The following is a 26,511-nucleotide window of genomic DNA, read 5'->3' as shown; positions in this document are numbered from 1 at the left end:
TAAAAACTTAAAGTATAGTAACACATATTCCTTAAATTGAGGATTTGAAAAAAGAGTGATAAATTTTGGTATTAAAATTCAACTACTTTATGATTAAGCTAAGTTGTGATAATTCAAAGCTATCATCTAGGAAGCAAGCTCTATTTATTTTAATTAGTGGTATATTAAGATTGAGGTTTTGTAAGTCATCAATAGTTATAATATAGTCAACTTGGAAAACATCCTCTAAAAGAGAGTTTAGTTCGTAACTTTCAATAATTTCAACAACCTCAATGTATGAGAAATTTTTTAAATACTTTGAAAGAAGCTTAGCATACATATGATCAAATGTATCATCTACAATAACTACTCTTTTATATTTGTCTCTATCTAGGATGTTATTATTTTGATGCTTTTTTAAGATTATAGCAAGATGTAAAATATCTTCTAAATAAAACTTTGGAAAAATACCATGAATAATCTCTTTTAATTTTTTAAAAGTTTCTTTTTGAAGTTTATTAAAAGAGTAAACCTCTTTATTTTCATAGAAATTATATTTACTTTTAAAATCTCCTACTCTTAAAACATTAGAAACTCTCATTTTAGTTTCTAAGTTGCTATTAAAATCTAAGTTAAAGTTTTCTTTAATCTTTTCCATGAAAAATTTAGTGCACTCATCTGGAGTCTCATATCTTTTAATATCTAAATAAAATAGAGTTTCAACAATAGAATCAAGTTCATAGGATTTTAAGTATTCTAGTCCTCTTATTTTTAAAAACTTTAAAGTTTTTTCATAATTTTCATGATACGTAACTTTTTTAGGTGAAAAATATTCATCTTCAAAATCAATTTTATTCTCTCTTGTTGAATTTACTAAAAGTACAGCTACAATTTTATAAAAATCTTCAGGAACTAAGGTAACTGAAATACTATTTAATAATCTTAAAACAAAGTTTTTATTATATTCAATTAAATCCGGATGGATATATTTATAAATTAAGTCAGTAAAGTGTTTGTGATTGATATTTTTATTAATTAAGTATTTACTTAAATAAATAGAAAAAATTTCTCTTATTTTAGCTTCATTTCCTCTTAAGAAGATACCTTTTCCAGAAATACTTTCTATCTTTATACCCTCTGATTCTAAGTAAAGTTTTATATCTCTTAAATCGTAATTAAGGGTTCTTCTAGTAGTTTGAATAATATCTGTATTAATATTTAGATTAAGAGTATTTTCAAAAAAAAGTTGCAATAAAAGATAATCTTTTCTTTCAGTAACTGATAATGGAGCAAATTGTAAAATCTCTTTAATCTTATTGATAGAAGAGGAATCTAAAAAGAATAAATCTTTTATTTTTTGAATTCCTTGAATCTTATTAAGAGCCAAAAAATCATTGATAATATTGATATTATTATCAATGGAACGTTTTTTTATGTGTAATATTTTTTCTAAATCAGAATAACTAAATTTGTTTAAAGAAAAAAATAGACTTAGTATATGTAGAGACTTTTTATTTAAAAACATTTTTCCACCTTTCTAAATATTGTTATGACATTATGTAATAATGTATATTTTACATTAAAGTCTAAATATATACAAACAAAAAAAAATGAGCCTAAAGGCTCAAATAACTATTTTTTTATTTTGTCTAACTCTTTTTCAGATACAAACATTGTGTTGTTTTTAGTTTTTATATATAAACCATCTCCAACTCTATCTAAAGTAACTACAACTTGTCTATCAATATCAAGGATGACACCATTTTTTTCAAGATCTGCAACAGACATAATCTTTCCTTTTCTAGTCATAGCTTTAAATATATCAGTTTTTCTAACTTTAAAAGTTAAGTTAGGAATTCTTGATTCAAAACTAACCTGGTTCCCTTTTTCATAAGCTCTAATTTTTGTAATCTTTCCATTAACTGAACCAGCTAAAGCTGTTAAACTTAAAGTAGTAGCTAATGCAAGCATTTTTAATTTTCTCAATTTGTATCCTCCTAAAATTCTCTATAATTAATGTATAAATATCTCTGTAGTGATGATATTTATTATATATGTATGAGAAAAAAATATCAATTTGAAATTAAAGACTAAAAAAATGTTATAAAATTTCAAAAGAGAAAATAATAAAAAAAGACTGAACGTATAAAGTTCAGTCTTATTAATTATCTTCTTATTTTGTCTAACTCTCTTTCAGTTACGAACATTGAGTTGTTTTTAGATTTAATCCAAAGTCCGTCACCTTTTCTATCTAAAGTAACAACTACTTTTCTATCAACATCTAAAATAATTCCATTTCTTTCAAAATCAGCAACTGACATAACCTTTCCATATCTTGTCATAGCTTTAAAAATATCTACTTTTTTAACTTTGAAAGTTACATTAGGTATTTTAGATTCGAAGCTAATTTGGTTCCCTTTTTCATAAGATCTTATTTTTGTCATTTTCCCATTAACTAAACCAGCAAAAGCAGTGAAACTTAGTGTAGCAGCAAGTATAAGCATTTTTAATTTTCTCAATTGTATCCTCCTAAAATATGTATAAATATTATATTGTTTTTATTTGTATTAATAATCTTGTATAATATTATACGATTGTTATGAAAAAATATCAATTTGAAAAAAAGTGACAAAAAAGTTGTATAAAATTTCAATAACTTTATATAATTTGAATTTTTATTTCAAATTATAATGGCAACTAGATCTTTTAATTAAAATAGGATCAAGACTTTTTTGTATAAGAGTTTTATTTCCATTTAAAAGATAGTCAATGGCATCTTCCATCATTAAATCCACAGGATGTCTAATACTTGTAATATTTAAAGCTGTGGATATGATAGTGTCATCAAAACTTAAAATAGATATATCTTCAGGAATAGATAACCCTTTTTTTCCAAGTTCTTTTATTAAATTTAAAGCAATAACATCATTAGACGTAATAAAAGCTGTGGGAAAATCTTTTAAGGAGTTTAGCTTTGAAGATAAATTATCAAGATTACTATTAGTTACATCAGTTTCTATAAACCATTCATTTGAAAATTTTAAACTCTTTTCAGAGAAAAACTCTTTTATTCCTAAAAGTTTTATATTTTTTTTATCAGCTCCAATAAAACCTATTTTTCTGTGATTTAAATTATAAAGATGTTCTGTAGCAATTTTTCCACCTTGAAGAAGAGAAGTATAAACACATGGATAGTTAGGCAGACTGCAATCTACAATTACGAAATTTTCATTTTGTTTTTTTAAAAATTCAAGATTTTCTTTTGCTACAGGAGCAATGATAATTCCATCTACATTTCGAGCTTGTAAATTTAAAATATGCTCTTTTTCCAAAGTTTTATCTCCCCCAGAATTGAGGATGATAACTGTGTAGCCATTTTCTCTAGCTGCTTTTTCAACATATCTAATCATCTCTAAGTAATAGTAGTTAGATAGATCAAAAAGTATAACTCCAATTATTTTAGAAGAGCTACTTCTTAAAGTTTTAGCACTAGAGTTTGGTTTAAAACCTTCATCTAAAATTATTTTTTCAACACGAGCCCGAACTTCAGGGTCTACAGTTGGATTTCCATTGACCACTCTTGAGACAGTGGGTTGAGAAACACCAGCTAATTTTGCTATATCTTTCATAGTTAAAGTTTTTTTCATAGAACCACCTTTCAAAAGTATTAAGAACTCAATTAAAGTATTTTTTTCTAAATTTGTCAAACAATTTTTTTTATTAAATATTAATCTTGACAAAAAGAGATTCATAGAATAAACTCATATCAAGAATACGTATTCTTGAAAAATATAGTTTTTTATAGAAGGTATTCAGTTAAAAAAGGTTTGAAATAAAACATAATTTTAAAAAATAGAGTAGTGAAAATAGGGAGGAGAAATGAAATTTGTAGAGGAACATATAGAGATAGATGGAGAGAAAACTCTTATTATATCTGGAGCGATGCATTACTTTAGAACTTTACCTGAGCAGTGGAAGGATAAACTTGAGAAAATAGCATCAGCAGGTTTTAACTGTGTAGAGACTTACGTACCTTGGAATCTTCATGAACCTAAAGAGGGAGAGTATAACTTTTCAGGCATACTAGACCTTGAAAGATTTATAACTTTAGCTGATGAAGTGGGACTTTATGTTATTTTAAGACCATCTCCATATATATGTGCTGAATGGGAGTTTGGAGGACTACCATCATGGTTGTTAAAATATCCAGGTATAAGACTTCGTACTATGGATTTAACTTATATGGAGAAAGTTGATAGATATTATGATACTTTAGTTCCTAAGTTTACGAAACACCTTTCTACAAATGGAGGCCCTATAATAGCTGTTCAAATTGAAAATGAGTATGGAAGTTATGGAAATGACCATAAGTATTTAAGTTATATAGAAGAGGCTTTAATAAAAAGAGGCGTTAGTGTGCCACTGTTTACTTCAGATGGACCAACTCATTGGATGTTATCTGGAGGAACACTACCACATATTTGGAAAACAATAAATTTTGGTTCAAAGACAGAGGAATCATTTGAACTATTTAAAAAATATCAAAGTAATATGCCTAAGATGGTTATGGAGTTTTGGATTGGATGGTTTGATCATTGGGGGCAAGAGCATATAACTAGAAAGGGTGAAGAGGTAGCAGAAGAGTTTAAGTATATGTTGGAAAACAATATCTCTGTAAACTTCTATATGTTCCATGGAGGAACTAACTTTGGCTTTATGAACGGAGCAAACTATCATGATGAGCAACGTTGTACAGTAACAAGCTATGATTATGATGCTCTTTTAACTGAAGCTGGAGATTTAACTAAAAAATACCATTTAGTAAAGGACACTATTGATGGATTAAAAGGAAAAATAAATATTAAAAAACATAAAAATTACAAAGAGTATGAAATAAAAGATTCAAAAAAAATAGCTTATGGAAAAGTAGAGTTTAAAAAAAGTGCATCTCTTTGGAATAATTTAAATATACTATCTAAACACTATACTTCACCATATGTAAAAACTATGGAGGAGTTAGACCAAGATTATGGTTTTATACTTTATAAGACAAAAGTTAAAGGAATTATTGAAAATATGCCACTTACTTTACAAGAGGTTAGAGATAGAGCTCTAATCTATTTAAACGGGGAGTTTAAAGGAGTTATTGATAGAAATTCCAAACAGGAAATAATACTAAACTGTGAAAAAGAGGAGTCAACATTGGAGATTCTAGTTGAGAATATGGGAAGAATCAACTATGGGCCTCTATTAAAAGATAGTAAAGGTATAACAGAGGGAGTTAGACTTGATAGACAGTTTTTATTTAACTGGGAAATTTACACAATACCACTAGATGATATATCTAGTTTAAATTTTGAAGAGAATATTAAAGATGTTGAAAATCACCCAAGATTCTTTAAAGGAACTTTTAATGTATCTGAGATTGGAGATACTTTCTTAGATTTTACAGGATGGGAAAAGGGTGTTGTATATATAAATGGATTTAACCTAGGAAGATACTGGAGTGAGGGACCTCAAAAGAGACTTTATGTTCCATCACCTCTTTTAAAAGAGGGAGAGAACGAAATTGTTGTTTTTGAACTTCATAATAATGGTGAAGTTATGGAACTTTTTGCAGAAGCTAAACTTTTTTAAGGAGGGTAAAAAAATGAAAAGATATTTAAAGGTTTTAGGAGTGGGAACAATGTTATTTATGGCTGCTTGTGGTGATGGGGAAAAGAAAGAGGTAGCTAAAGTAGAGGATAAAAAAATTGAGCTGACTTTTGTAACATATTCTGGAACTGGGGAAGAGTATATGATGGATACAAATAGTCTAGCAGAAGCATATCAAAAGATAGCTCCAAATGTAACAATAAAAATGGAGAAAATACCTGCAACTGAGTATGACAATACAATGAAAATAAGAAACTCAGCACAGAAGCTACCAGATATTTTCCCAGTGAGAGTTGTAACTATGGAAAGTTTTAAAAGTGTACTGCTTCCTTTAAACGAAACAGAAGCTGCAAAAGTAAATAAGTTTGCTAAGGATTTTGAAATTGATGGAAATATATACGGATTACCAATGTATGGTTTTAATGAGTTTGTTTATTATAGAAAAAGTGTATTTAATGAGTTAGGACTTGAAATACCTACAACTTGGGGAGAGTTTGTTGCACTTTCAACAAAGATAAAAGACAACGGCAGCTATATTCCAATGGCTCTAGGAGCAAAAGATTCTTGGACAACATATCCATTTAATGAGTTTATGCCATTTTTAGTGCCTGGAGGTAATGATATTTTAAGTAAAATGGCTGTGGAAAAAGATCCGTTTTCACCAGGAAAACCATTTTATGTAGCTTATGATATGTTAGATAAATACTATAACACAAAACCTTTTGGAGAGGATCCATTAGGATATGGTTGGGATCAGGAAAAAAGTATGTTTGCTTCTAAAAAAGCGGCTATGTTAGCATCAGGACAATGGTTTTATATGGACTTAGAAAAAGATATGCCTAAAGAAACATTAGAGGATATAGGGGTATTTGTACTGCCAGCTCGTGAAACAAAAGAGGATCCATTTAGATATTTAGTTTCAGCTGAGGTATTTTTATCAATTCCAAAATATAGTAAAAATGCAGATGAAGCTAAAAAGTTCTTAGATTGGTTCTTTACAAGTGACTACTATAAAGAGTATGTAACATATATGAATGTGTTGCCAGCTGTAGAGGGAGTGAAAGGTAGAGAGAGTATGTTTAATGTAGCTATAGCAAATATTCCAAATCCAGAGGTTGTACTTCAAAAAGGTGGAGATGAGAAGTTTAGAAAAATAGCTAATTATATCTCTTTTGATGTTAAGAGAATGGGACAAGAGATGATTCAAGGAGTTAATTTTACAGAGTATATGAATGAGTTTAACAAAAGATGGACAGAAGCTCAAGAAAATACAAAGTAGTTGTTAGGAGTAAAATATGAAAGATAAAACACAAAGAAGTATATTATTAGCATGTTTTTTAGCAATACCAACTATATTGCTATTTGTATTTGTTCTTTATCCAGGATTTAAACTAGCTCTAATAAGTTTTACTGATTGGGATGGAATAAATCCTAGTTATAACTACGTTGGGTTAAAAAATTATACTCAAGTATTTCAAAGAAAAGATATTTGGCAAAGTTTAAAAAATAATAATTTATATTTTATGCTACATCTTCTTTTTATTCCAATAGAGATGTATTTAGCAATGCTTTTAGATAGATATATTAAAAAAAGTGAATTTTTTAAAACTATAGTTTTTATGCCATATATAATAAATGGAGTTGCAATAGCCTATATGTTTTCATTTTTATATAGTTCTGAGGATGGAGTATTAAATGGACTTTTAGCTCTTGGAAGCATTGGAAAAATTAGATGGTTAAGTGATCCTAAAATTGTAAACTATTCATTAGTTGTAGTTTCTCTTTGGAGATTTACAGGAGTCCATATAATACTTTTCTTAGCTGGACTTCAATCAATAAATAAGGATATGCTAGAGGCTGCATTAATTGATGGAGCCTCAGTATTACAGCAATTTGTAAAAATAATAATACCTAATATGAAATCGATTCTTAGTATAGTACTATTTTTAAATGTAAGAGGAGCACTTATGGTTTTTGATATTCCATTTGTTATGACAAGTGGAGGTCCAGGAACGAGCAGTACAACATTTGCTCTTCATACAGTAAAAACAGCCTTTGAGTTTAGTAACTTTGGTTTAGCTTGTGCAATGGCTATAGTTTTAATAGTTGCAATAATAGTTATATCAATAGTTCAAGGTTTAGTTTTAGAGCCTGAAAAGTTTAGAGGTAAGCTAAATAAAGTAAAAGGATTTTTTAAAAAAGAGGAATTAAAAGTTGAGATGGCAATGGAAAAGGAGGGGGAAAAGTTTGAAAAAGAAAAAGACGAGCGAGTTACTGTTTAATGTTCTAAATCACACAGTTTTTGTAGTTATAACTTTGATAGTTTTAGTTCCCTTACTTTTAGTGATATTATCATCTTTTAAAACTCCAGAGCAGATAGCTCAAGGGTATCATCTATCTTTACCAGCACCATTTTCACTAGATAACTACAAAGAGGTTTTTAAAAATGGAAATGTTTTAACAGGGTTTAAAAACTCAATGCTTTTAGTTTTAGGAACAATAACAGTGAATGTTATTTTAAGTAGTATGGTTGCTTACTCTTTAAGTAGATTTGAGTTTAAACTTAAAAAGGTATACTTCTTTTTATTTAGTTTTTCAATGCTAATACCTAGCTTTATTGCTGAGATAACAAGATTTGGAGTAATTGGAAGACTTGGAATATATGATACACTACTAGCACCAATGGTAATCTATATATCAACAGATATACTTCAAATATATGTGTATAAACAGTTTATAGATCAGATTCCATACTCTTTAGATGAAAGTGCAAGAATTGATGGATGTTCATATTTTAAAATATATTGGAAAGTTATATTTCCACTGATTTTACCAGCAACAGCTACACTTATAATCTTAAAATCTGTAGATGTATTAAATGATATGTTTACACCGTATCTGTATATGCCAAGTGCTGCTAATGCAACGCTTACAACAATGTTAATGAACTATGTAGGACGTAGCGGTTCATGGGCTAAGTTATCAGCTGCAATAGTAATAGTTATGTTACCAACAGTTATAATGTATTTGATATTTAAGAAGAAGATTTTATCAGGAATAGTAGCAGGAGCTGTTAAAGAGTAAAAGAAAATGGAGAAGTGAAAACTTCTCCATTTTTATTATTCATTTGAATTTTATTTAATACCAGTTGATGCCATTCCTTCAATAAATTTCTTTTGGAATATTATAAACATAATTAACATAGGTAAAACTCCTAAAATTGCTCCAGCCATAGCTAAAGGATAATCAGTTCCGTGTTGCCCAGATAGAGCAGCAAGACCGGCAGAAAGCGTTATCTTATCAGTAGAAGTATTAACGATAAGAGGCCACATAAGTTGATTCCAGCTAGCAAGAGCTGTTATTATAATTAAAGCTACGATACCAGGCTTAACAAGAGGTAACATAATTTTATAATAGATTTGGAAATGATTACATCCATCTATAATTGCAGCTTCTTCTAATTCTTTAGGAAGAGTCATAAAAAATTGTCTCATTAAAAAGGTTCCAAAAGAACTGAATAATCCTGGAATAATAAGACCACTTAAAGTATTTAATAAACCTAATTTTTGAATTATCATATACTGTGGTAATAAAAAAATCTGTCCAGGAACCATTAAAACAGCTAATAATAATAAAAATATTGTATTTCTAAATGGGAACTCAATTCTAGCAAAAGCATATGCAGCCATAGAACAAAATACAATTTGTCCAATCGTTCTAATTACTGTATAAACAATTGTATTATAGTAAAATTTCATGAAAGGCATAGTAGCCATAACATCTTTATAGTTACTCCATTTAAATTCAGAAGGAAATATAACTGGTGGAACTTGTATACTTTCTCCTAAAGTTTTAACAGAGGTTGGAAACATCCAAATAAAAGGGATTAAAGTAAAGATAACTCCAGTTATAAGAACGATGTGTAAAAAAACTTTTCCTTTTTTGTCCTCCATATTATCCTCCTAATAATTAACTAGCTTTTTTTGTAGTTTAAGCTGAATCCAAGTAAAAATCATAATAATGATAAATAAAACTACGGCAATAGCTGCTGCATAACCTCTTTCAGACATTTGGAAAGCGTTTGTATAGAAGAAGTAAACTATAGTCATACTACTTTCAAAAGCTGGGTTAGTTCGATTTACCATCATAAAAACTAAGTCAAATATTTGGAAAGAATTAATAAAAGACATTACAGTAACAAAGAATAACGATGGACTAAGTAAAGGTAAAGTTATTTTAAAAAAGCAAGTAACAGGACCAGCGCCATCTATTTTTGCAGCTTCATAATACATTTTTGGAATACCTTGTAAACCAGCAAGAAGTATAACCATGTTATAGCCTATATTTGACCAGATAGCAACAACTATAACGGCATATAAAGCTGTTTGAGGATCTGATAACCAAGCTCTAGGCTCAAATCCAAAATTACTTAAAAATTGATTTAAAATACCAAACTCTTTATTGTACATCCATCTCCAAACCATAGCTATAGCAGTAGGCATTGTAACAGCAGGTAAAAAATACAAAACTCTATAAATAGTAAGACCTTTAATTTTGCTATTTAACATGGTTGCAACTAAAGTGGAGCAAGTTATTCCCAAAGGAACAGAAAATAAAACATATACAAAGGTATTTTTTAAAGCTTGATACATTTTAGGATCATATATTAATTTTTCGTAATTTTTAAAACCAATAAACTTAAATTGTCCAAAGGCACCAAGATTAGTCAAACTAAAATATAAGTTTTGAAAAAATGGAAATATATAAAAAATTCCAATTCCAAGAACTAAAGGGGCAATCATAAGATATGCCCACATACTATTTTGAAATTTATCCTTCCTCATAATTAAGCTTCCTCTTTTAAAATAGAATTCATTTTTTCATTTATGATTTCACAAGCTTTTTCAGGTGTTAACTCTCCCATCCAAACTTTATTAAGGTATTCATTCATAACATCCTCCCATTTACCAGTATTTAAAGATGCTGGGTATTCAATTCCGTTAGGTAGCATATTAGAATAACCATGTAAGTTTAGATTAGGGTATGAATCTGTCCAAATTTCTTGTGATTCGATATAAGCAGGAATAACTATACCACTTTTAGCTTGAATATCATGTGAATCCTTAGTAGATAAATATGCAACTAATTTTTTAGCTTCTTCAGGATGTTTAGTTTGAGAGTAGATTGCATATCCAAGTCCATGGATAATAGCAGCATCCTTAGTTTTTAAAGGTAATTTTGCTAAATCAACTTTATCTTTTATAATCTCATTTTTCATATACTGTTTAACCATCCAAGATCCAGAGTATGTCATAGCAACCTTTTGAGATTGGAAAAGATCAGAAGATCTAGTGTCTGCAATCTCACCAAGACTAGGAATAACTTTTTCATCAAGAAGTTGCTTTATCTCTTTTACTGCAGCTATAGTGTTAGAATCTGAAAAACCGCTAGTTTTTTTATCAGGAGATATTACTCTTCCTCCAAATTGAGATATTATTTCATAATAGTCTTCTTGTCCAGAAAAACCTAGAGCTAAACCATAATTTCCAGTTTTATTTTTAATTTCTTTAGCAGTTGTAATCATATCATCCCAAGTCCAATTATCATTAGGATATTGTAATTGTAAAGAATCAAAAAGTTCTTTATTATACCAAAGAGCAGTAGTATCAATATCTTTTGGTGCAGCCATAAGTTTATTGTCGTAAGTATACATTTTAATCATACCTTCAGGAAAAGCTTCGGTATTTATAGCTTTATTATCCGCTAAGTCTTGAATAGGAAGAATCATATTTGCTTTGGCATATTTTGTAAAGTTCGGAGCATTAATCCAAAAAATATCTTGAAGTTGTCCGCCAGTAGCAGCAGTTTCAAGCTTAGTCCAATACTGAGAGAATGGTGTGATTTCTACAACGACTTTTACACCAGGGTTTTCTTTTTCAAAATTACTAATCATACTTTCTATAACAGGTTTTTGATTGGCGTCCCAAAGAGCAAGCTTTAAAACTTTTTCTTTATTAGTAGTGGATTTTTCATCACTACCACAACCTGTAAAAGAAGCTAAAAGACCTAAACTTAATAATGATAAAATAAATTTTTTCATAATACCCCCTTAAAATTTGTATACGTATTCATAATTATTTGATAAAATATACCTCATAGATTAAAATTTGTCAAATTTATTTTAAACTACTATTTCGTATTTCAATTCCAGGAGAAAGTTGGAGTGTTTTTTTTATCTTTTCTTTATTTAAAACCATTTCAATTCCAGCTTTAACCATAGCTTCTGTAGGTTGAGTAATACTTGTGATATTAAGAAGTTTAGAAACAATAGTGTTATCAAATCCAACTAAGGCAATATCTTCAGGAATTTTATAACCAAATTCATTAATTTTTTTCATAAATAAGCAGGCTACTTCATCATTAGATGCAATATATGCAGTACAAGGAAGTTTTCGTTCTTTTAAAACGAACTCTATATCCTCTTCTGAAAGGGTTACCGTATTAACTTTTATAAAAAAATCAGGCTTAAAAATTAAATTATGTTCTTTTAATTTTTTCTTTACTCCATCAAGTTTTGGATTATATTTTTTGTGATCTCCTCCAATATAACCTATATTTTTATGACCTTGATCAATTAGATGTTGGCATGCAATTTCTCCCCCTTCAACAAGAGAGGTTGTAACATAATTATGTCCAGGAAAATCTTCATTTAAAGCTACAAATGGCACACCAGTAGTTTCTAAAAAATCAAGATTTTGTTCATCTACAGGAGCTATAAGTATTCCTTCTACATTTCTAGCTAACATCATTTTTATGTGGTCTAATTCAAAATCAGCATTTTTTTCAGAATTCATAACAAGAAGACTATATCCCTTTTCTCTAGCAACTTTTTCTGCATATTTAATCATATCTAAATAGTAATAGTTAGAAAAACTAAAAACAATAAAACCTAGAATTTTACTGCCTACTCCTCTCATAGTTTTTGCATTTTCATTTGGAATAAATTTGTATTTATCTATAAAATATTGAATTTTTTCTCTTACTTCAGGCTTAACTTTTTCAGGTTGGTTAATAGCTCTTGATACTGTAGCTTGAGATACACCAATTAAATTAGCTAGTTCTGTCATAGTCATTCGTTTATTTTTCATCTATCCTCCTTATAAATTTAAACTATATATAAAAAATAATACTCTATAAAATTGTTATAAGCAAATTTTTATGAAAAAAATTTGACATTTTAAAAATCATGTACTATACTCACATTAAAAATAAATGTATACGTATTCAAAAATAGGAGGATGTTTTATGTTAAGAATCGGTGTAATAGGAGCAGGAAATAGGGGAAAGGATGTTTATGCTAATTTTATTTTAAAAAATAGTGATGAAGCAGAGATTGTTGCTGTAGCAGAACCAAATCCTATAAAAAGAGATCAAATGATAAAAACTCATGGGATTCTACCAGAGTATGTATTTAATTCTTGGGAGGATTTTTTAGAAAAAGATAAATTTTGTGATGCTGTAATATTAGCAACAGGTGATGATATGCACTTTGAACCTATGGAGCTTGCTATGAAAAAAGGCTATGATATTCTTTTAGAAAAGCCAATGTCAAACAGGGTTGAAGAGTGTATTGATATAGTTAAAATGGCTGAAAAATATGGAGTTAAAGTTATGGTTTGCCATGTTCTTAGATACACACCATTTTTTAGTAAATTAAAAGAGTTAATAGATAGTGGAGTAATTGGAGAGGTTGTAGATATACAACATAATGAAAATATAGGAAACTTCCACTTTGCACATAGTTTTGTTAGAGGTAACTGGAGAAATTCAGATGAAACAAGTCCTCTTATTTTACAAAAAAGTTGTCATGATTTAGATATTCTATCTTGGCTTTTAAATGGTAATCCTTGCAAAAAAATAGCTTCTTTTGGAAATTTAAAATATTTTAGAAAAGAAAATGCTCCAGAAGGTTCAGCAGATAGATGTTTAGAGTGTAAATATATAGACAGTTGCATATATTCACCGAAAAAAATATATTATAATAATATTGGAGCTTGGCCAACTTTAGTTGCTAGTGAAATACAAACAGAGGAAGCTTTAACAAAATCTTTAGAACACAATCAATATGGAAGATGTGTTTATAAATGTGATAATAATGTTGTAGATAATATGGTTTCTATAATTGAATTTGAAAATGGAGTAAATGTAACTTTTAATCTATGTGCTTTTACAGATGAAGTTTGTAGAACAATAAAAATTATGGGAACTAAAGGCGAAATAAGAGGAAATGATGCAAAAAACCATATAGAAGTTTATGAGTTTGGAAAAGGTGAAGGACGTTTTGCAAATGGAAAGAAAACAGAGGTTATTCCAGATGTTTTAGAAGGTGGACATGGAGGAGGAGATACAGGACTTATGAATGATTTTATAAACCTTTGTTTAGGAAGACAAGAGGATTCTAGAACTAATCCAAGAACATCTTTAGAAAGTCATATAATGGCTTTTGCAGCGGAAGACTCTAGAGTTAATGGAAATGTTGTTTATATGGATGAGTATTTAAATAGATTTAATTAAAAATAGGGGTTAGCCATTTTGGTTAACCCCTTAATTTTTTATTTAATATTTGTTAAAGCTTTATTCAAATCATCAATAAGATCATCAACATGCTCTAATCCAATAGAAACTCTCATTACTCCAAGAGATAAACCAGTTGATTTAAATTGCTCAGGACTCATCTCTTTTAGATAGCTTATAGCAGGAGCGTGAATAAGAGACTCATGTCCTCCCCAGCTAACTCCAATACTAAAGTGTTCTAAAGCGTTAACAAAGTTTTTAATATCTCCTAATTCCTCTGAATCTATAACAAAACTCATAAGTCCACTGTAACCTTTCATTTGCTCTTTTCCAAGTTCAAATTGAGGGTGAGATTTCAATCCAGGATAGTTTACTGATTTTATCTTAGGGTGATTTTCTAAGAAGCTAGCAACTTTTAAAGCATTATTTTGATGTTTTTCCATTCTCATAGGTAGTGTTCTTAAACTTCTCATAAGTAACCATGCTTCAAATGGAGCCATTTTAGCACCAAATAAAAGAAATTCATTTTGATAGATGCTATCAATATCTTTAGCTGAACCAATAATAACACCAGCTATAATATCACTGTGTCCTCCTAAATATTTAGAGCATGAATGTACCTCTAAATCAATTCCTAACTCTAAAGGCTTTTGAAATATAGGAGTTGCCCAAGTGTTATCCACTATAGTTTTAATATTGTGTTTTTTAGCTAAATCAGCTATAGCTTTTAAATTTTGCATAGAAAATATAGCTGATGACGGTGATTCTAAATAGATAAGAGTAGTATTTTCCTTTATAGCATTTTCAATCTCTTCTACAGATTCTCCACTTACAAAAGTTACATCTACATTAAATTTGTCTCTTAAGTAGTTATCTAAAAAATTCATAGCAGGACCGTAGATATTTCTTAAAGTAATCACATGACAATTAGCTTTAACACAACTCATAATAGCACTTGAAATAGCGGCCATTCCAGAAGAGAAAAGTCTAGCTTTTTCTCCACCAGCAATTTTGGCTAATTTTTTTTCAACAATAGAAACTGAAGGGTTGTTACCTCTAGTATATATATTGTTGTTTATAGGATCAGAAAAAGCATTGTCAATATGATCCCAACTTTCAAAAGCAAATAGAGTATTTTGATAGATTGGTGGAACAATAGCTCCATTATGTTTATCTCTTTCTTCTCCATAGTGAGCAAGTATTGTTTCTAAATTATTTTTCATGATAGTCTCCTTATTTAAAGTAATCTTCGTTATTAGATAGTTTCATTAGCAGCAGTTTCGTATTCAGAGATGCTACTTGTATTAGATTTATTAAGTTTTCTAGAAAGCATATATGTTTGAATAAAGAAAACAAATATACCAAATATATTAAAGAAACTCCATTTAACATATTCTGTGGTGAACACTCCTAAAGTAGTAGACATATATATAGCTGTAACATGCCAAGGTAAAAGACTTTCTAATAAAGTCATACTATTTTCCATTGTTCTAGATAGAACTGAAAGAGGAACACCTTGTTTTTTAAAGCTTTCTTTAAATAATTGTCCCGTAGTCATTATAGAGAATTGACCATTTCCAGTAATACCATTCATAATACCACCAGTGAAAAAAGTGACAGTAGTAAGACTAAATACACCAGTGATAGCTTTACTCATCTGTTGAACTACCTTATCTAAAGCTCCAGATACTTCCATGAAAGATCCAAATGGCATAGCTAAGAAACAGAATAAAACAGCTCCACCCATCATTGATGCAAAACCACCACGATTTAAAAGTCCAAGTAATCTAGGAGTTATATCAACTACATTGATTCCAACACTTTCAGCCATACTAATATTAAAACCTGATATTAAAGCATTAGCTGCATCATTAAATAAAAATCCATTGCTAAATACACCAATTAACATGGCTGTAATAGATGAACCAAGCATTAAAAGAAGTGGTGAAATACCAAAATATCCTCCACCAAAAACAATAATAGGTGGTATTAACATAGAAATGTTAAAGTTATAGATAGAGTTTAAATCAGACATTATTTTTAAAGTTGTATCTGTAAGTTCAGAGTTACCATTAAAATAGTATGATCCTACAATTGTAAAAGCTATTAGAGATAGAGCACCAGATATAACCACATTTGGTAACATACCTTTAATATGCTCATAAACAGTTATTTCTGAAGACATAGCACTTAAGTTTGTAGTATCAGAAACAGGAGAAACCTTATCTCCGAAAAAAGCACCAGATACAATAGCTCCAGCTACAACAGGTAAAGGAATTCCCATACTTTGAGCAATACCCATAAAAGCAACTCCAGAAGTAGCAGCAGACCCCCAACTTGTTCCTGTGAATGTTGAAACTAGTGCAGTAACTAAAAATGCAGTAACAACTACAAATTTTGGATTTAAAAATTTAAGACCGTAATAAATCATCATTGGAACAGTTCCACTGAACATCCAAGTTCCAACTACACCACCAATAGCAATAAGAATAAGAATGGCAGGAAAAGCATCTGAAAACTTTTTTGTATAAGCGCTCATCATTTCATCCCAAGATACTCCTACCCTAATAGCAATAATTGCAGAAAAAATAGAAGCAACAATCAATAAAAACTCTAATCTTATTCCCATAATGATATTCCCCACTAATACCATTAAAGCCATAATTATTATTGGTAGAAAAGCTTCAAAATTTGTTGGTGTTCTTTTTGATTTCATAAATACCCTCCGTGTTTTAAAATATATATTAATTTCGAATTAGAAGAGTTGGATCTAATTCAATATTTAATACCTTATTTTCATCCTTACAAGCACCATTTATTTTTTTTGTTAAAGTATTTAAAGATAATTCAATCATTTTTTCCATGGGCTGTTCAATACTAGAAATATTCAGAGCCTCAGATAAAAGTGTATTGTCAAAACCTATAAATTCAATGTTGGAATAATCGATTTTTAACTTTTTTAAAATTTTTAGAAAATGCAATGCCATAAAGTCACTAGATAAAAAATAAGCAGAACATTGAACCCCTTTATTTTTTATAAAACTTTCTAAATCATCTATGAAGTTTGAATCTAAATTAGCAAAAAAATTACACTCATCTATATTAGAGATATATCGACTCTTAAAGCCATCAAATTTAAGGGAGGGATATTCACCAATGTAACCAACATTACAATGACCTTTATTAATAAGAAAATCAGCTGCAATTTCTCCACCTTTAAAAAGCGAAGTAGAGAAACTGTCATAGTCTTTTAAAATTTCATTAACAACAACAAAAGGAATGCCTAATTTTTTAATAAAAGACATATTGTCTTTATAAACAGGACAGGCTACAATTCCATCAACACCTCTTTTTTGAAGTTCAATAATATGTTTTTTTTCTAAAATATGAGAACGTTCAGAGTTCATGACAATAATAGAATATCCCTGTTTTCTAGCTATTTTTTCCACATGATTTACTATTTCTAGATAGTATTGATTTTTAAAATCAACAGTGAGTAAACCTAATATTTTTGATTTCTCTCCACGTAAAATCTGAGCACTATAATCAGGAAGAAATTCATTTTCATCTATAAATTTTAAAACGCGGTCTCTAACTTCTTTTTTTATATTTGGATGATTATTTATAACTCTAGAAACAGTTGATTGAGAAACTCCAAGCAAATCACCAATTTGCTTCATTGTAAGCTTATTTTTTTTCATAAAAGCTCCTCCTTTATTCTTGCATACGTATGCAAGGAAGAATATAAAATGATTATTACATACAATATGTACTGATGTCAATATAAAAGTTTTAAAAAAACATATAAAATTTATAAATATACTTGAAAATGCTAAGAGGATAAGTGTTTAAAAATTCAAAAAGGAAATAAAATAGTGATAATGAATAGATTATTAACGTAAAGCAGATTTCATGGGGGAGATTTATATGAAAATATCTATGTTAGTGACTATTTTATTAGGATTAAATATCTATGCTAGTGATGTTAGAGGAGTTTCAACAGCTCAATTTACAACTGAGATTTTATTGACAATTGGAGCTGAAAAACAGTTAGTAGGAACAGCAAACTTATGGAATGAAATTGCTCCAGAATTAAAAGAGCAATTTGAAAAAATTCCAGAGCTCTCAAAACGCTCTCCAACAAAAGAGCAATTTTATGAATTAAATCCAAATTTTTTAACAGGCTGGAAATCAATATCTACTAAGAAAAATTTAGGTGAAGTTGAAGAGCTAGAAAAAAATGGAGTTGAGGTATATATACCTAAAACTTTAGAAAGTAATAGTTTAGAAAGTTTATATGAAGATATATTGTTTTTTGGTAAAAAATTTAACGTAGAAACTAATGCAAGAGCATTGATAGAGAAACTAAAAAAGCAGGTAGAATTAATTAAAAATAAAAATATTTATAAGAAAAAATTAAAAGTTTTTGGTTATGATGGAAAAGAAGATTTTCCTTATGTAGTTGGTGGTGGTGCTATAGGAAATACTTTAATAGAGATAGCAGGTGGAGAAAATATATACAAAGAAACTAGCTTTGGATTTGGGAGTGGTCAGTGGGAAAAGATAATAGATTCTAATCCAGAAGTAATTGTGATTATTGATTATGACAATGCCAGCTCAGAAGAGAAAATAGAGTTTTTAAAAAATAGATCACCAATAAAAATGTTAGAAGCTGTTAAAAATAACAACTTTATAGTGATACCACTAAATTATATATCTTCTGGAATACATGTGGTAAAAGGAATAGAAATTTTATCAGATGGAATAGATAAAATTAGAAATAAAAATAGAGAGTGAAAGCTCTCTATTTTTATTCATCCTCAAGATTTTCAAATATCTCAATAATTGTAGGTAGATCTTTTCTATATAAGATTTTAAATGTAAACTCTTTATAAGTGTAAACTAAAGTTTCATCATTTTTTATATTATATATTTTAACTAAAAGTTTTGAGTTAAAATGATAGTTAGAAATATATGATGAATCTCCTTTAAGTTTTTTATAAATTTCCATAAGTTCGCTATGAAGTTCAAAAAGATTTTTAAAAGTTTTGGTTAAAGTAAAAACAGGTTTAACATCATTAGTTTCACTATTTTTATAATCTTTTATAATTTTAATTCCTAAAATTTTAGCACTTTTATACTCTCCAACTTTATCCTTTTCATATTCAATATCTAACTCCCCAATAGTTGTAAGGTCTTTAAAAATAGGCTTTAAGAGATTTTTTTCAATGTCATAGAATCTATCGTAAGTTTCTTGTATCTCTAATATATCTCTTAAATTATTCATTGAGATATTTAAAATATTTTTTTCACTGTTTAGAATCTCTTGATAAAATCTGTATGAGTATCTCTCTTTAAATTTAAGTATTTTTTTGATTTTTTCATTTAAAATATGTGATGAAAATTCAAAGGTAACATAATCTTTTTCAAAAAAATAACTATTTAGAATATTGAATCTTTTTTTTAAATTTAGATTTGAATCAGTGATAACTATATTTTTAGAAAAAAACTTAAATAAAAGTTTTTCTAATTCAATAACTTTTGGCTCCTCTTTAACTTCAAATATTTTATAAAGCGTTTCTAAATGAACAGTAACTGAGCTACTGCTAATATCAACTGATCTTAAAAAATCTCTCTCTTTTTTACTCAGTTTTTTAGAAAATTCAATAAAAATATTTTTATTTTCCACTCTGAACTCCTTTTTTCTAATTTTTTTAAATTTTTTTTAATATGAAAAATATTTTTTTAAAACGATATATCAAAATATCTTATATCGTTATATATAATCATAGCTTATAAAAAGGTTAAAATCAAGATTTTATATATAAAAAATGAATGTTATTAACGAAATACGCACTGAAAAAATGTCATTTGACCAATAAAAAGAATTAGTATAAAGTTAAACTATGAAATGATACGGGAGGTTTTTTATGGATATTGAAGCGATAGCAATGGCCATAGTTGGAAATGCAGGTGAGAGTAGAGCTCTATCTTATGAAGCTTTAAGAGCAGCTAAGAAGGGGGAGTTTGAAAATGCTAAAAAGTTACTAGATGAAGCAAAAGAAAGGATGTATGCAGCTCATAGTGTACAAACTGAACTTATATGTAATGAAGCAGATGGAAAAGGTGTAGAGATAAATCTACTTATGATTCATGCACAAGATCATCTTATGAATGCAATATTAGCTAGAGAGTTAGTAGAAGAGCTAATTGAAGTACATAAAGAGTTGAAAGAGTTAAAAGGAGAATAAGAGTATGAGAAAAAAATGGGGTATGATAGCAACTTGGAGAATGGCTTCTGAAGGAGTAACTTTAGGTTCAGAGATGTTAAAAAACGGTGGAAAATGTCAAGATGCTTTGGAAGAAGCAGTTAAATTTGTAGAAGATTATCCATTTTATAAATCTGTAGGTTATGGAGGACTTCCAAATGAAGAGTGTGAAGTTGAATTAGATGCAGCATTTATGGATGGAAAAACTCTTTCTATAGGAGCAGTAGCTTCAATAAAGGATTTTAAAAATCCAATATCTATAGCAAGAAAACTTAGTGCGGATAGATACAACATATTTTTAGTTGGAGCTGGAGCAGAGTCATATGCTCATAAAAATGGCTTTGCAAGACAAAATATGTTAACAGAAAGAGCTAAAAAGACTTGGGAATTAAGAGTTAAAGAGATACAAGAAAAAAATCTTTCTCCATATGATGGTCATGATACTGTTTGTATGATAGCTTTAGATAAGGATGAAGATATGGCTGTGGCAACTTCAACAAGTGGACTTTTTATGAAGAAAAAGGGAAGAGTTGGTGATTCACCAGTTTCAGGTTCAGGTTTTTATGTTGATAATGAAATTGGAGGGGCAGCAGCAACAGGTCTTGGAGAAGATATAATGAAAGGCTGTCTTTCTTATGAAGTAGTTCAGAGAATGAAAAAGGGAGAGCATCCAATGGAAGCTGCTCAAAAAGCTGTTGATGAGTTTTCTGAAACTTTAAGAAAAAGAAGAGGAAAAGCTGGCGAGATATCAATTGTAGCTATGAATAATAAAGGTGAATGGGGAATAGGAACAAATGTTGAGTTCACATTCTGTGTTGGAACAGAAACAGAAAAACCTCAAGTTTACATATCAACTCCTCAAGAAAATGGAGAGATAAAGATAGAAGTAGCATCTGAAGAGTATATGAAAGCATATAAAGAGAGAATTCAAAGGGGGATTTAAATGTCAAAAGTAATTGAGATTTTAGAAGAAAAGCTAGTTCCTGTAGCAGCTTGGATTGGAAGAAATAAACATATTAATGGTATTAGAAGAGCATTCGTTTTAATGATGCCTCTTTTAATGATTGGATCTATATTTTTAATGATATCAGCATTTCCATTACCAGCTTATCAAAAGTTTATGTTAGAAACATTTGGGGCAAATTGGAAAAATGTAATAGATATTCCTGTAAGTGCAACGTTCTCATTGGTAGGAGTTTATGTAGCATTTTTAGTTGCTCAACAACTTGCTAATCAATTTCAACTTGATAGTGTAGCTGTTGGACTTTTATCACTAGCATCATTTTTAATTTTAACACCATTATCTGAAGTTGAAGGTATGGGTTCTGTTTTAAGCTTTAACTGGCTTGGAAGTAAAGGAATGTTTATCGCTATGGTAATAGGTATAGTTACAGCTAATATATTTAGATTCTTTGTAAATAAAAAGATTCTTATTAAGATGCCAGATGGTGTACCACCTGAAGTTATAAAATCATTTGAAGCATTAATTCCAGGAACAGTTATATTATCTTTAGCATTACTATTAAGAATAGGTATGATGAACACTGAGTATGGAACAATTCATGATTTTGTATATAAAGTTTTAGCAATGCCATTAAGAGCTTTAGGAACATCATTCTTTGGATCACTATTAACAGTATTCTCAATTTCAATACTGTGGTCAGTTGGTATAAATAGTGGATCTATGGTAAATGGATTTGTAAGACCTTTCTGGTTAGAGAATCAAGTTGAAAATATCAATGCTTTAAAAGAGGGATTACCATTACCACACGTTATTACAGAGCAATTCTTTGATATGATATGGATGGGTGGAGCTGGAGCAACTTTATCACTACTTTTGGCAATAGGTCTTTTTGCAAAGAGTAAACATATAAAAAGTGTTGGAGCAATTAGTGCTGTCCCAGGGATATTTAATATAAATGAGCCAATTCTATTTGGAATGCCAATAATATTAAACCCAATTATGTTAATACCTTTTAATATAATTCCGTTAGTATTTGTTACAACTCAATATTTAGCAATGACAATTGGGCTTGTAAGTAGACCTTTAGGAGTAGCTTTCCCATGGCCAACACCAGCAATAATTAGTGGATTTTTAACAGTTGGAGATATGTCAGGAGCTATTATTCAAATAGTTAACTTAATATTAGGAGCTCTAATATATCTACCATTCTTAAGAATATTAGATAAAGCAAGTAAATACGAAGAGGATGCGGTAGAGGCATTTGAGAAGGAGGCAAAATAATGAAAAAAATATTACTACTTTGTTCAGCAGGGATGTCAACAAGTATAGTTGTTAAAAAGATGTTAGAGTCAGCAGAAAAAAGAGGAATCCCTGTAGAGATAAAAGCTGTTGGATTAGAGATGTTTCAAGAGAATTTAGATAAATACGATACATTTTTATTAGGACCTCAAGTTAAGTTTAGAAAAGATGAGCTTAATAAAATAGCTCAAGAGGTTGGAAAGAAAGTTGAAGTTATAAATATGATGGATTATGGAATGATGAAAGGGGATAAAATTTTAGATTTTGCTCTTTCATTAATCGAGGAGTAGTTTGAATACTAGAAAAACTCTAGAGCACTATATAGATGAACATTTCCAAGATACTTTAAAAGATATACAAAAGATTGTTAAAATTAAAACTGTAAAAGAGGAGAGCACCGTTGGTGCTCCCTTTGGTTTAGGATTAAAAAAAGGATTGGAAGAAACATTAAAAATAGCAAAAGATCTAGGGTTTAAAACTGTAAATTTAGATAACTATATTGGGTATGCTGAGTTTGGAGAGGGAGAAGAGTATATAGGAGTTTTAGGCCATATAGATGTGGTACCAGAAGGAGAGCATTCAAAGTGGAGTGTTCCACCATTTAGTGGAGAAATAATAGGAAAGAATATGATTTCAAGAGGTGCCTTAGATAATAAAGGACCAATAATCTCAGCGCTACATTCAATGAAAGCTTTAAAAGAGTGTGTTCCAACTTTTAATCATAGAGTTAGAATAATATTTGGGACAAATGAAGAGAGCGGAGATGAGGATATAAAATATTATCTGTCTAAAGAAAAAGCTCCAAAATATGCTTTTACTCCAGATGGACAGTTTCCAGTTGTATTTTCAGAAAAAGGAATCTACACATTCTCTTTTAAAGATAGTTTTATAAAAGAAAAGACTTCAATATTAGATATAGTTGGAGGAACAAGATCAAACGTAGTTCCTGAAGAGGCTAAGGTATTTCTAAAAAAAGATTTATCTGAAAAGGTTTTAAAAGAGTTAGAAAAATTTAAAGATACTCCATGCAAATTTGAAATTTTAGAAAAAGAGAGATATTTAGAAATTACATGTAAGGGAATACCAGCTCATGCAAGTTCTCCACAAAGAGGCGTGAATCCAATAACTTGGCTATTTAGATTCCTAAATAGTGTTATATCTAAGGAAGATTCCTTAAAAAGATTTGTTAATTTTATGGATAAAGTTGTTGGGGTAGAAACAGATGGAAGTGGATTAAATATAAAAACTAAAAACGAAGAAACAGGAGATTTAACTTTAAGTTGTGGGATTGTAAAGATAATCGAGGAAAAAAATTTTTCAATATATGTTAAGTTTAACATTAGATATCCTGTAACTACGGATGAAAAACAGTTAGATACTACACTTGATAAAATAGGAAGAGAAAATAATGTAGAGTTTGTAAAAGAAAATCATAATGAACCTCTATATTTTCCTAAAGAGCATCCGCTAGTTGAAAAACTTCAAAAAGTTTTTAAAGATGTAACAGATAGAGATGATAAACCTGTAGCTTTAGGAGGAGGAACATATGCAAAACTTATGCCAAATACAGTTGCATTTGGACCAAACTTTAAAGAGTTTAGAGGTAATCCTCATGGATTTGATGAAAAAATGGATATAGATATGCTAAAACAAGGAATGCTAATGTATGCATTAGGAGTATTGGAATTAGCATAAAGAAACTACCTTTAAAAAGGTAGTTTTTTTATTCAAAAAAATTGAAAAAATATTATATTAGAATATTATTATATGTTTCAAAGAATATGAATGAAAAAGAAAAATTGGAACGTTTAAATAAAAAAAAATATATGGTATTATTTTTTCATAGTGAAGGACAATTGAAAATTTTTACAGCTTAGGGGCGAGCTTAATTTTACTTTTTTTACCGTTAAATAGTTAAGGGGGCAGACTAATGGATGAAAGAGACGTAATGTTGGCAAAAAGTGGTGACGAAGAGGCCATGGAAAAAGTTTTTTTAAAATATAAAGGTGATATTTTGAGAAACAGTAAAAACTTTTTTATAAAGGGCGGAGACATTGATGATCTACTTCAAGAGGGGTATATAGGTCTTATGAAGGCAGTAAAGTCATTTGACGAAACAAGGGAAGTATGTTTTAGTACTTTTGCAAATCTATGTATAAAAAGACAGATTATTACAGCAGTAAAATCGTCAAATTCAAATAGAAATCAAAAGTTAAATACATCAATAATTGGAGATAAAGATATTAATTTAGATGATTTAGTTCAATATGCAAAACCATCTGTAAACTTTTATTCTCCAGAGGATATTCTTATAGGGAAAGAATTGGTAGAGATGTTAGGAGAATTTTTAAATAGTAATTTAACACCTTTAGAAAAGAAAGTGTTTTTCTATACTTGTAAACAGTATAAATATAACGAAATTGCAGAGCTTTTAGAAGAACCGTCTAAAAAAATCGATAATGCAATTCAAAGAGTAAGAAAAAAAATTCTAGGGTATTTATCAGAATACACTAGAGATTAATATAAGAATAAAGGATGAAAGACAAAACTTTCGTCCTTTTTATTTACCAAATTTTTACCAAAGTTATGATATAATATGAAAAAAACTAGGAGCAAATATGAATGAATTAGAGAAAAAAATAGTATTAACAATCTATAAAATAGGACCTACATTTATATCAAAATTAGCTAATCGTATACTTGAAAATCAAAATGAAGTTAGAGAATGTATAAGAATATTAATTAAAGATAAAATATTAGAGCGAGTTGAAAATATAATGGTTCAGTATAAAACCAAGGAAGCTAATGTAGTAGTTAAACATAGAAATCATACTTATTATAAATTGACAAAGCTTGGAGAAAAAAAGGCAAAAGAGTTAGAGGAAGAGCATGAATTAGAGGTAAGAGAGGCGTTTAAAACATATAATAAAGCTTTACAAAATAAATTAGACAATGTAATAGAAAATACTGAGAAAAAAATATACTGCGTAATAGATTTTCCTTATTCACAGGAACTAAATGTAAAAAATATTTTAAATGAAAAATTTGAAAATCTTCAAAAAGAGTATGGTCACACAATAACTTTAAGAGGAGAGATAACAGAGGTAGAGAAAGAGAAGTTACTAGAACTACCCAATATTATTATAATTTAAATAGAAGGAGAAAAAGTGGAAGAGTTAATAAAACAAGCTAGTGAATTTTTTATGAGTTTAGGTTATTTTGGAATTTTTATAATGATGTTTTTAGAATCTTCATTTATCCCTTTTCCTTCAGAAGTTGCACTGCTTCCAGCAGGGTATCTAATAGGAACTAAAGAGATGAGTTTTATACCAGTATTATTAGCGGGAACTTTAGGAAGTCTAGGTGGAGCAGGTTTAAACTATTTTCTTGGAAGAACTTTAGGAAGAAGCCTTCTTTTAAAATATGGGAAATATCTTTTTTTAGATGAAAATAGATTGGTTCAAATGGAAAATCTATTTGATAAGAGAGGAGAGCTAATAGTATTTTTAGGAAGATTTATACCAGTGATTAGACAGTATATATCCTTTCCTCCTGGAATCTTAGAGATGAATATCTATAAGTTTAGTATTTTTACAGGACTTGGAGCAGGAATATATGTTGCATTTATGGTAAGTGTAGGAACTTTATATAAAGATTATGAGCATATTATAAATATATATATTGTTAGATACAAATATTTAGTTGCTTTATTAGCATTAGTTTATGTAGGTTATAAAGTTTTAAAAATGAGAAAAAATAAAAAAGACTAAC

Annotated in this window: 26 protein-coding genes; 14 read left to right on the top strand and 12 right to left on the bottom strand. The window is 29.0% G+C overall.

Annotation, left to right across the window (positions count from 1 at the left end; all coding sequences use genetic code 11):
• Window positions 1–82: 82 nt before the first annotated feature.
• The 4 genes from H5J23_RS10345 to H5J23_RS10330 form a co-directional block, all read right to left on the bottom strand.
• Window positions 83–1,504 carry a helix-turn-helix domain-containing protein gene (locus H5J23_RS10345; RefSeq protein ID WP_185892048.1) on the bottom strand — a complete coding sequence of 474 codons (1,422 nt, stop codon included), beginning with the start codon at window positions 1,502–1,504 and terminating at the stop codon, window positions 83–85.
• A 107-nt stretch (window positions 1,505–1,611) separates the two neighbouring features.
• Window positions 1,612–1,965, bottom strand: coding sequence for a hypothetical protein (locus tag H5J23_RS10340; protein ID WP_185892047.1), 354 nt, complete (start codon window positions 1,963–1,965; stop codon window positions 1,612–1,614).
• A gap of 179 nt (window positions 1,966–2,144) precedes the next feature.
• Entirely contained in the window at window positions 2,145–2,498 is a 354-nt protein-coding gene (locus tag H5J23_RS10335; protein ID WP_185892045.1) for a hypothetical protein, read from the bottom strand.
• Window positions 2,499–2,654: 156 nt separating this feature from the next.
• Window positions 2,655–3,626: a LacI family DNA-binding transcriptional regulator gene (locus H5J23_RS10330; RefSeq protein WP_185892043.1), complete on the bottom strand. Its 972-nt coding sequence runs from the start codon at window positions 3,624–3,626 to the stop codon at window positions 2,655–2,657.
• Window positions 3,627–3,858: 232 nt separating this feature from the next.
• On the opposite strand from H5J23_RS10330, the gene H5J23_RS10325 reads away from it, so the two are divergent.
• The 4 genes from H5J23_RS10325 to H5J23_RS10310 are packed head-to-tail and all read left to right on the top strand — an operon-like array spanning window position 3,859 to window position 8,718.
• Complete coding sequence (locus tag H5J23_RS10325) at window positions 3,859–5,616, top strand: beta-galactosidase family protein (protein WP_185892041.1); 1,758 nt, start codon at window positions 3,859–3,861, stop codon at window positions 5,614–5,616.
• 13 nt (window positions 5,617–5,629) lie between these two features.
• Window positions 5,630–6,913, top strand: coding sequence for an ABC transporter substrate-binding protein (locus tag H5J23_RS10320; RefSeq protein WP_185892030.1), 1,284 nt, complete (start codon window positions 5,630–5,632; stop codon window positions 6,911–6,913).
• Window positions 6,914–6,929: 16 nt separating this feature from the next.
• Entirely contained in the window at window positions 6,930–7,916 is a 987-nt protein-coding gene (locus H5J23_RS10315) for a carbohydrate ABC transporter permease (RefSeq protein WP_185892029.1), read from the top strand.
• Window positions 7,882–8,718 carry a carbohydrate ABC transporter permease gene (locus H5J23_RS10310; protein WP_221892801.1) on the top strand — a complete coding sequence of 279 codons (837 nt, stop codon included), beginning with the start codon at window positions 7,882–7,884 and terminating at the stop codon, window positions 8,716–8,718. The genes H5J23_RS10315 and H5J23_RS10310 overlap by 35 nt, the downstream gene beginning before the upstream one ends.
• A gap of 50 nt (window positions 8,719–8,768) precedes the next feature.
• Here the strand turns inward: H5J23_RS10310 and H5J23_RS10305 are convergent, their stop codons facing one another.
• From H5J23_RS10305 to H5J23_RS10290, 4 genes are all read right to left on the bottom strand, one after another.
• Entirely contained in the window at window positions 8,769–9,587 is an 819-nt protein-coding gene (locus tag H5J23_RS10305; RefSeq protein WP_185892028.1) for a carbohydrate ABC transporter permease, read from the bottom strand.
• 9 nt (window positions 9,588–9,596) lie between these two features.
• Window positions 9,597–10,478 carry a carbohydrate ABC transporter permease gene (locus tag H5J23_RS10300; protein WP_185892027.1) on the bottom strand — a complete coding sequence of 294 codons (882 nt, stop codon included), beginning with the start codon at window positions 10,476–10,478 and terminating at the stop codon, window positions 9,597–9,599.
• A gap of 2 nt (window positions 10,479–10,480) precedes the next feature.
• Window positions 10,481–11,734: a sugar ABC transporter substrate-binding protein gene (locus tag H5J23_RS10295; protein WP_185892026.1), complete on the bottom strand. Its 1,254-nt coding sequence runs from the start codon at window positions 11,732–11,734 to the stop codon at window positions 10,481–10,483.
• A gap of 76 nt (window positions 11,735–11,810) precedes the next feature.
• A complete protein-coding gene (locus H5J23_RS10290; protein WP_185892025.1) occupies window positions 11,811–12,782 on the bottom strand; it encodes a LacI family DNA-binding transcriptional regulator in 972 nt (323 codons plus the stop codon).
• 157 nt (window positions 12,783–12,939) lie between these two features.
• On the opposite strand from H5J23_RS10290, the gene H5J23_RS10285 reads away from it, so the two are divergent.
• On the top strand, window positions 12,940–14,208 hold the full coding sequence (locus tag H5J23_RS10285; protein WP_185892023.1) for a Gfo/Idh/MocA family protein: 1,269 nt from the start codon (window positions 12,940–12,942) through the stop codon (window positions 14,206–14,208).
• Between the two features lie 38 nt (window positions 14,209–14,246).
• Here H5J23_RS10285 and H5J23_RS10280 read toward each other — a convergent pair whose 3' ends face one another.
• The 3 genes from H5J23_RS10280 to H5J23_RS10270 are packed head-to-tail and all read right to left on the bottom strand — an operon-like array spanning window position 14,247 to window position 17,909.
• Window positions 14,247–15,431 (bottom strand): PLP-dependent aspartate aminotransferase family protein, encoded by a 1,185-nt coding sequence (locus H5J23_RS10280; protein WP_221892800.1) that lies wholly within the window; start codon window positions 15,429–15,431, stop codon window positions 14,247–14,249.
• A 32-nt stretch (window positions 15,432–15,463) separates the two neighbouring features.
• Window positions 15,464–16,924 (bottom strand): Na+/H+ antiporter NhaC family protein, encoded by a 1,461-nt coding sequence (locus H5J23_RS10275; protein WP_185892022.1) that lies wholly within the window; start codon window positions 16,922–16,924, stop codon window positions 15,464–15,466.
• A 28-nt stretch (window positions 16,925–16,952) separates the two neighbouring features.
• Window positions 16,953–17,909, bottom strand: coding sequence for a LacI family DNA-binding transcriptional regulator (locus H5J23_RS10270; protein ID WP_185892020.1), 957 nt, complete (start codon window positions 17,907–17,909; stop codon window positions 16,953–16,955).
• Between the two features lie 226 nt (window positions 17,910–18,135).
• Between H5J23_RS10270 and H5J23_RS10265 the strand changes: the two genes are divergently transcribed.
• Entirely contained in the window at window positions 18,136–19,005 is an 870-nt protein-coding gene (locus H5J23_RS10265; protein ID WP_255494376.1) for an ABC transporter substrate-binding protein, read from the top strand.
• A gap of 13 nt (window positions 19,006–19,018) precedes the next feature.
• Here H5J23_RS10265 and H5J23_RS10260 read toward each other — a convergent pair whose 3' ends face one another.
• Complete coding sequence (locus H5J23_RS10260; RefSeq protein WP_185892019.1) at window positions 19,019–19,897, bottom strand: replication initiation protein; 879 nt, start codon at window positions 19,895–19,897, stop codon at window positions 19,019–19,021.
• Window positions 19,898–20,138: 241 nt separating this feature from the next.
• On the opposite strand from H5J23_RS10260, the gene H5J23_RS10255 reads away from it, so the two are divergent.
• From H5J23_RS10255 to H5J23_RS10220, 8 genes are all read left to right on the top strand, one after another.
• On the top strand, window positions 20,139–20,459 hold the full coding sequence (locus H5J23_RS10255; RefSeq protein WP_185892018.1) for a PTS lactose/cellobiose transporter subunit IIA: 321 nt from the start codon (window positions 20,139–20,141) through the stop codon (window positions 20,457–20,459).
• Window positions 20,460–20,463: 4 nt separating this feature from the next.
• Window positions 20,464–21,420, top strand: a complete 957-nt coding sequence (locus H5J23_RS10250) for a N(4)-(beta-N-acetylglucosaminyl)-L-asparaginase (protein WP_185892017.1) — start codon at window positions 20,464–20,466, stop codon at window positions 21,418–21,420.
• Window positions 21,421–22,722: a PTS sugar transporter subunit IIC gene (locus tag H5J23_RS10245; RefSeq protein WP_185892016.1), complete on the top strand. Its 1,302-nt coding sequence runs from the start codon at window positions 21,421–21,423 to the stop codon at window positions 22,720–22,722.
• Entirely contained in the window at window positions 22,722–23,030 is a 309-nt protein-coding gene (locus H5J23_RS10240) for a PTS sugar transporter subunit IIB (protein WP_185892015.1), read from the top strand. The genes H5J23_RS10245 and H5J23_RS10240 overlap by 1 nt, the downstream gene beginning before the upstream one ends.
• Window position 23,031: 1 nt before the next feature.
• Window positions 23,032–24,435 carry a dipeptidase PepV gene (gene pepV / locus H5J23_RS10235; RefSeq protein WP_185892014.1) on the top strand — a complete coding sequence of 468 codons (1,404 nt, stop codon included), beginning with the start codon at window positions 23,032–23,034 and terminating at the stop codon, window positions 24,433–24,435.
• Between the two features lie 235 nt (window positions 24,436–24,670).
• Window positions 24,671–25,261 carry a sigma-70 family RNA polymerase sigma factor gene (locus tag H5J23_RS10230; RefSeq protein WP_185892013.1) on the top strand — a complete coding sequence of 197 codons (591 nt, stop codon included), beginning with the start codon at window positions 24,671–24,673 and terminating at the stop codon, window positions 25,259–25,261.
• Window positions 25,262–25,358: 97 nt separating this feature from the next.
• Window positions 25,359–25,892 (top strand): DUF2250 domain-containing protein, encoded by a 534-nt coding sequence (locus tag H5J23_RS10225; RefSeq protein ID WP_185892012.1) that lies wholly within the window; start codon window positions 25,359–25,361, stop codon window positions 25,890–25,892.
• Between the two features lie 15 nt (window positions 25,893–25,907).
• Entirely contained in the window at window positions 25,908–26,510 is a 603-nt protein-coding gene (locus tag H5J23_RS10220; protein ID WP_221892798.1) for a DedA family protein, read from the top strand.
• The last annotated feature ends 1 nt before the right edge of the window (window position 26,511 follow it).

The sequence above is a fragment of the Cetobacterium sp. 2G large genome (assembly GCF_014250655.1).
GTDB classification, from domain to species: Bacteria; Fusobacteriota; Fusobacteriia; order Fusobacteriales; family Fusobacteriaceae; genus Cetobacterium_A; species Cetobacterium_A somerae.
This window is presented reverse-complemented; position numbering and strand designations above follow the sequence as displayed.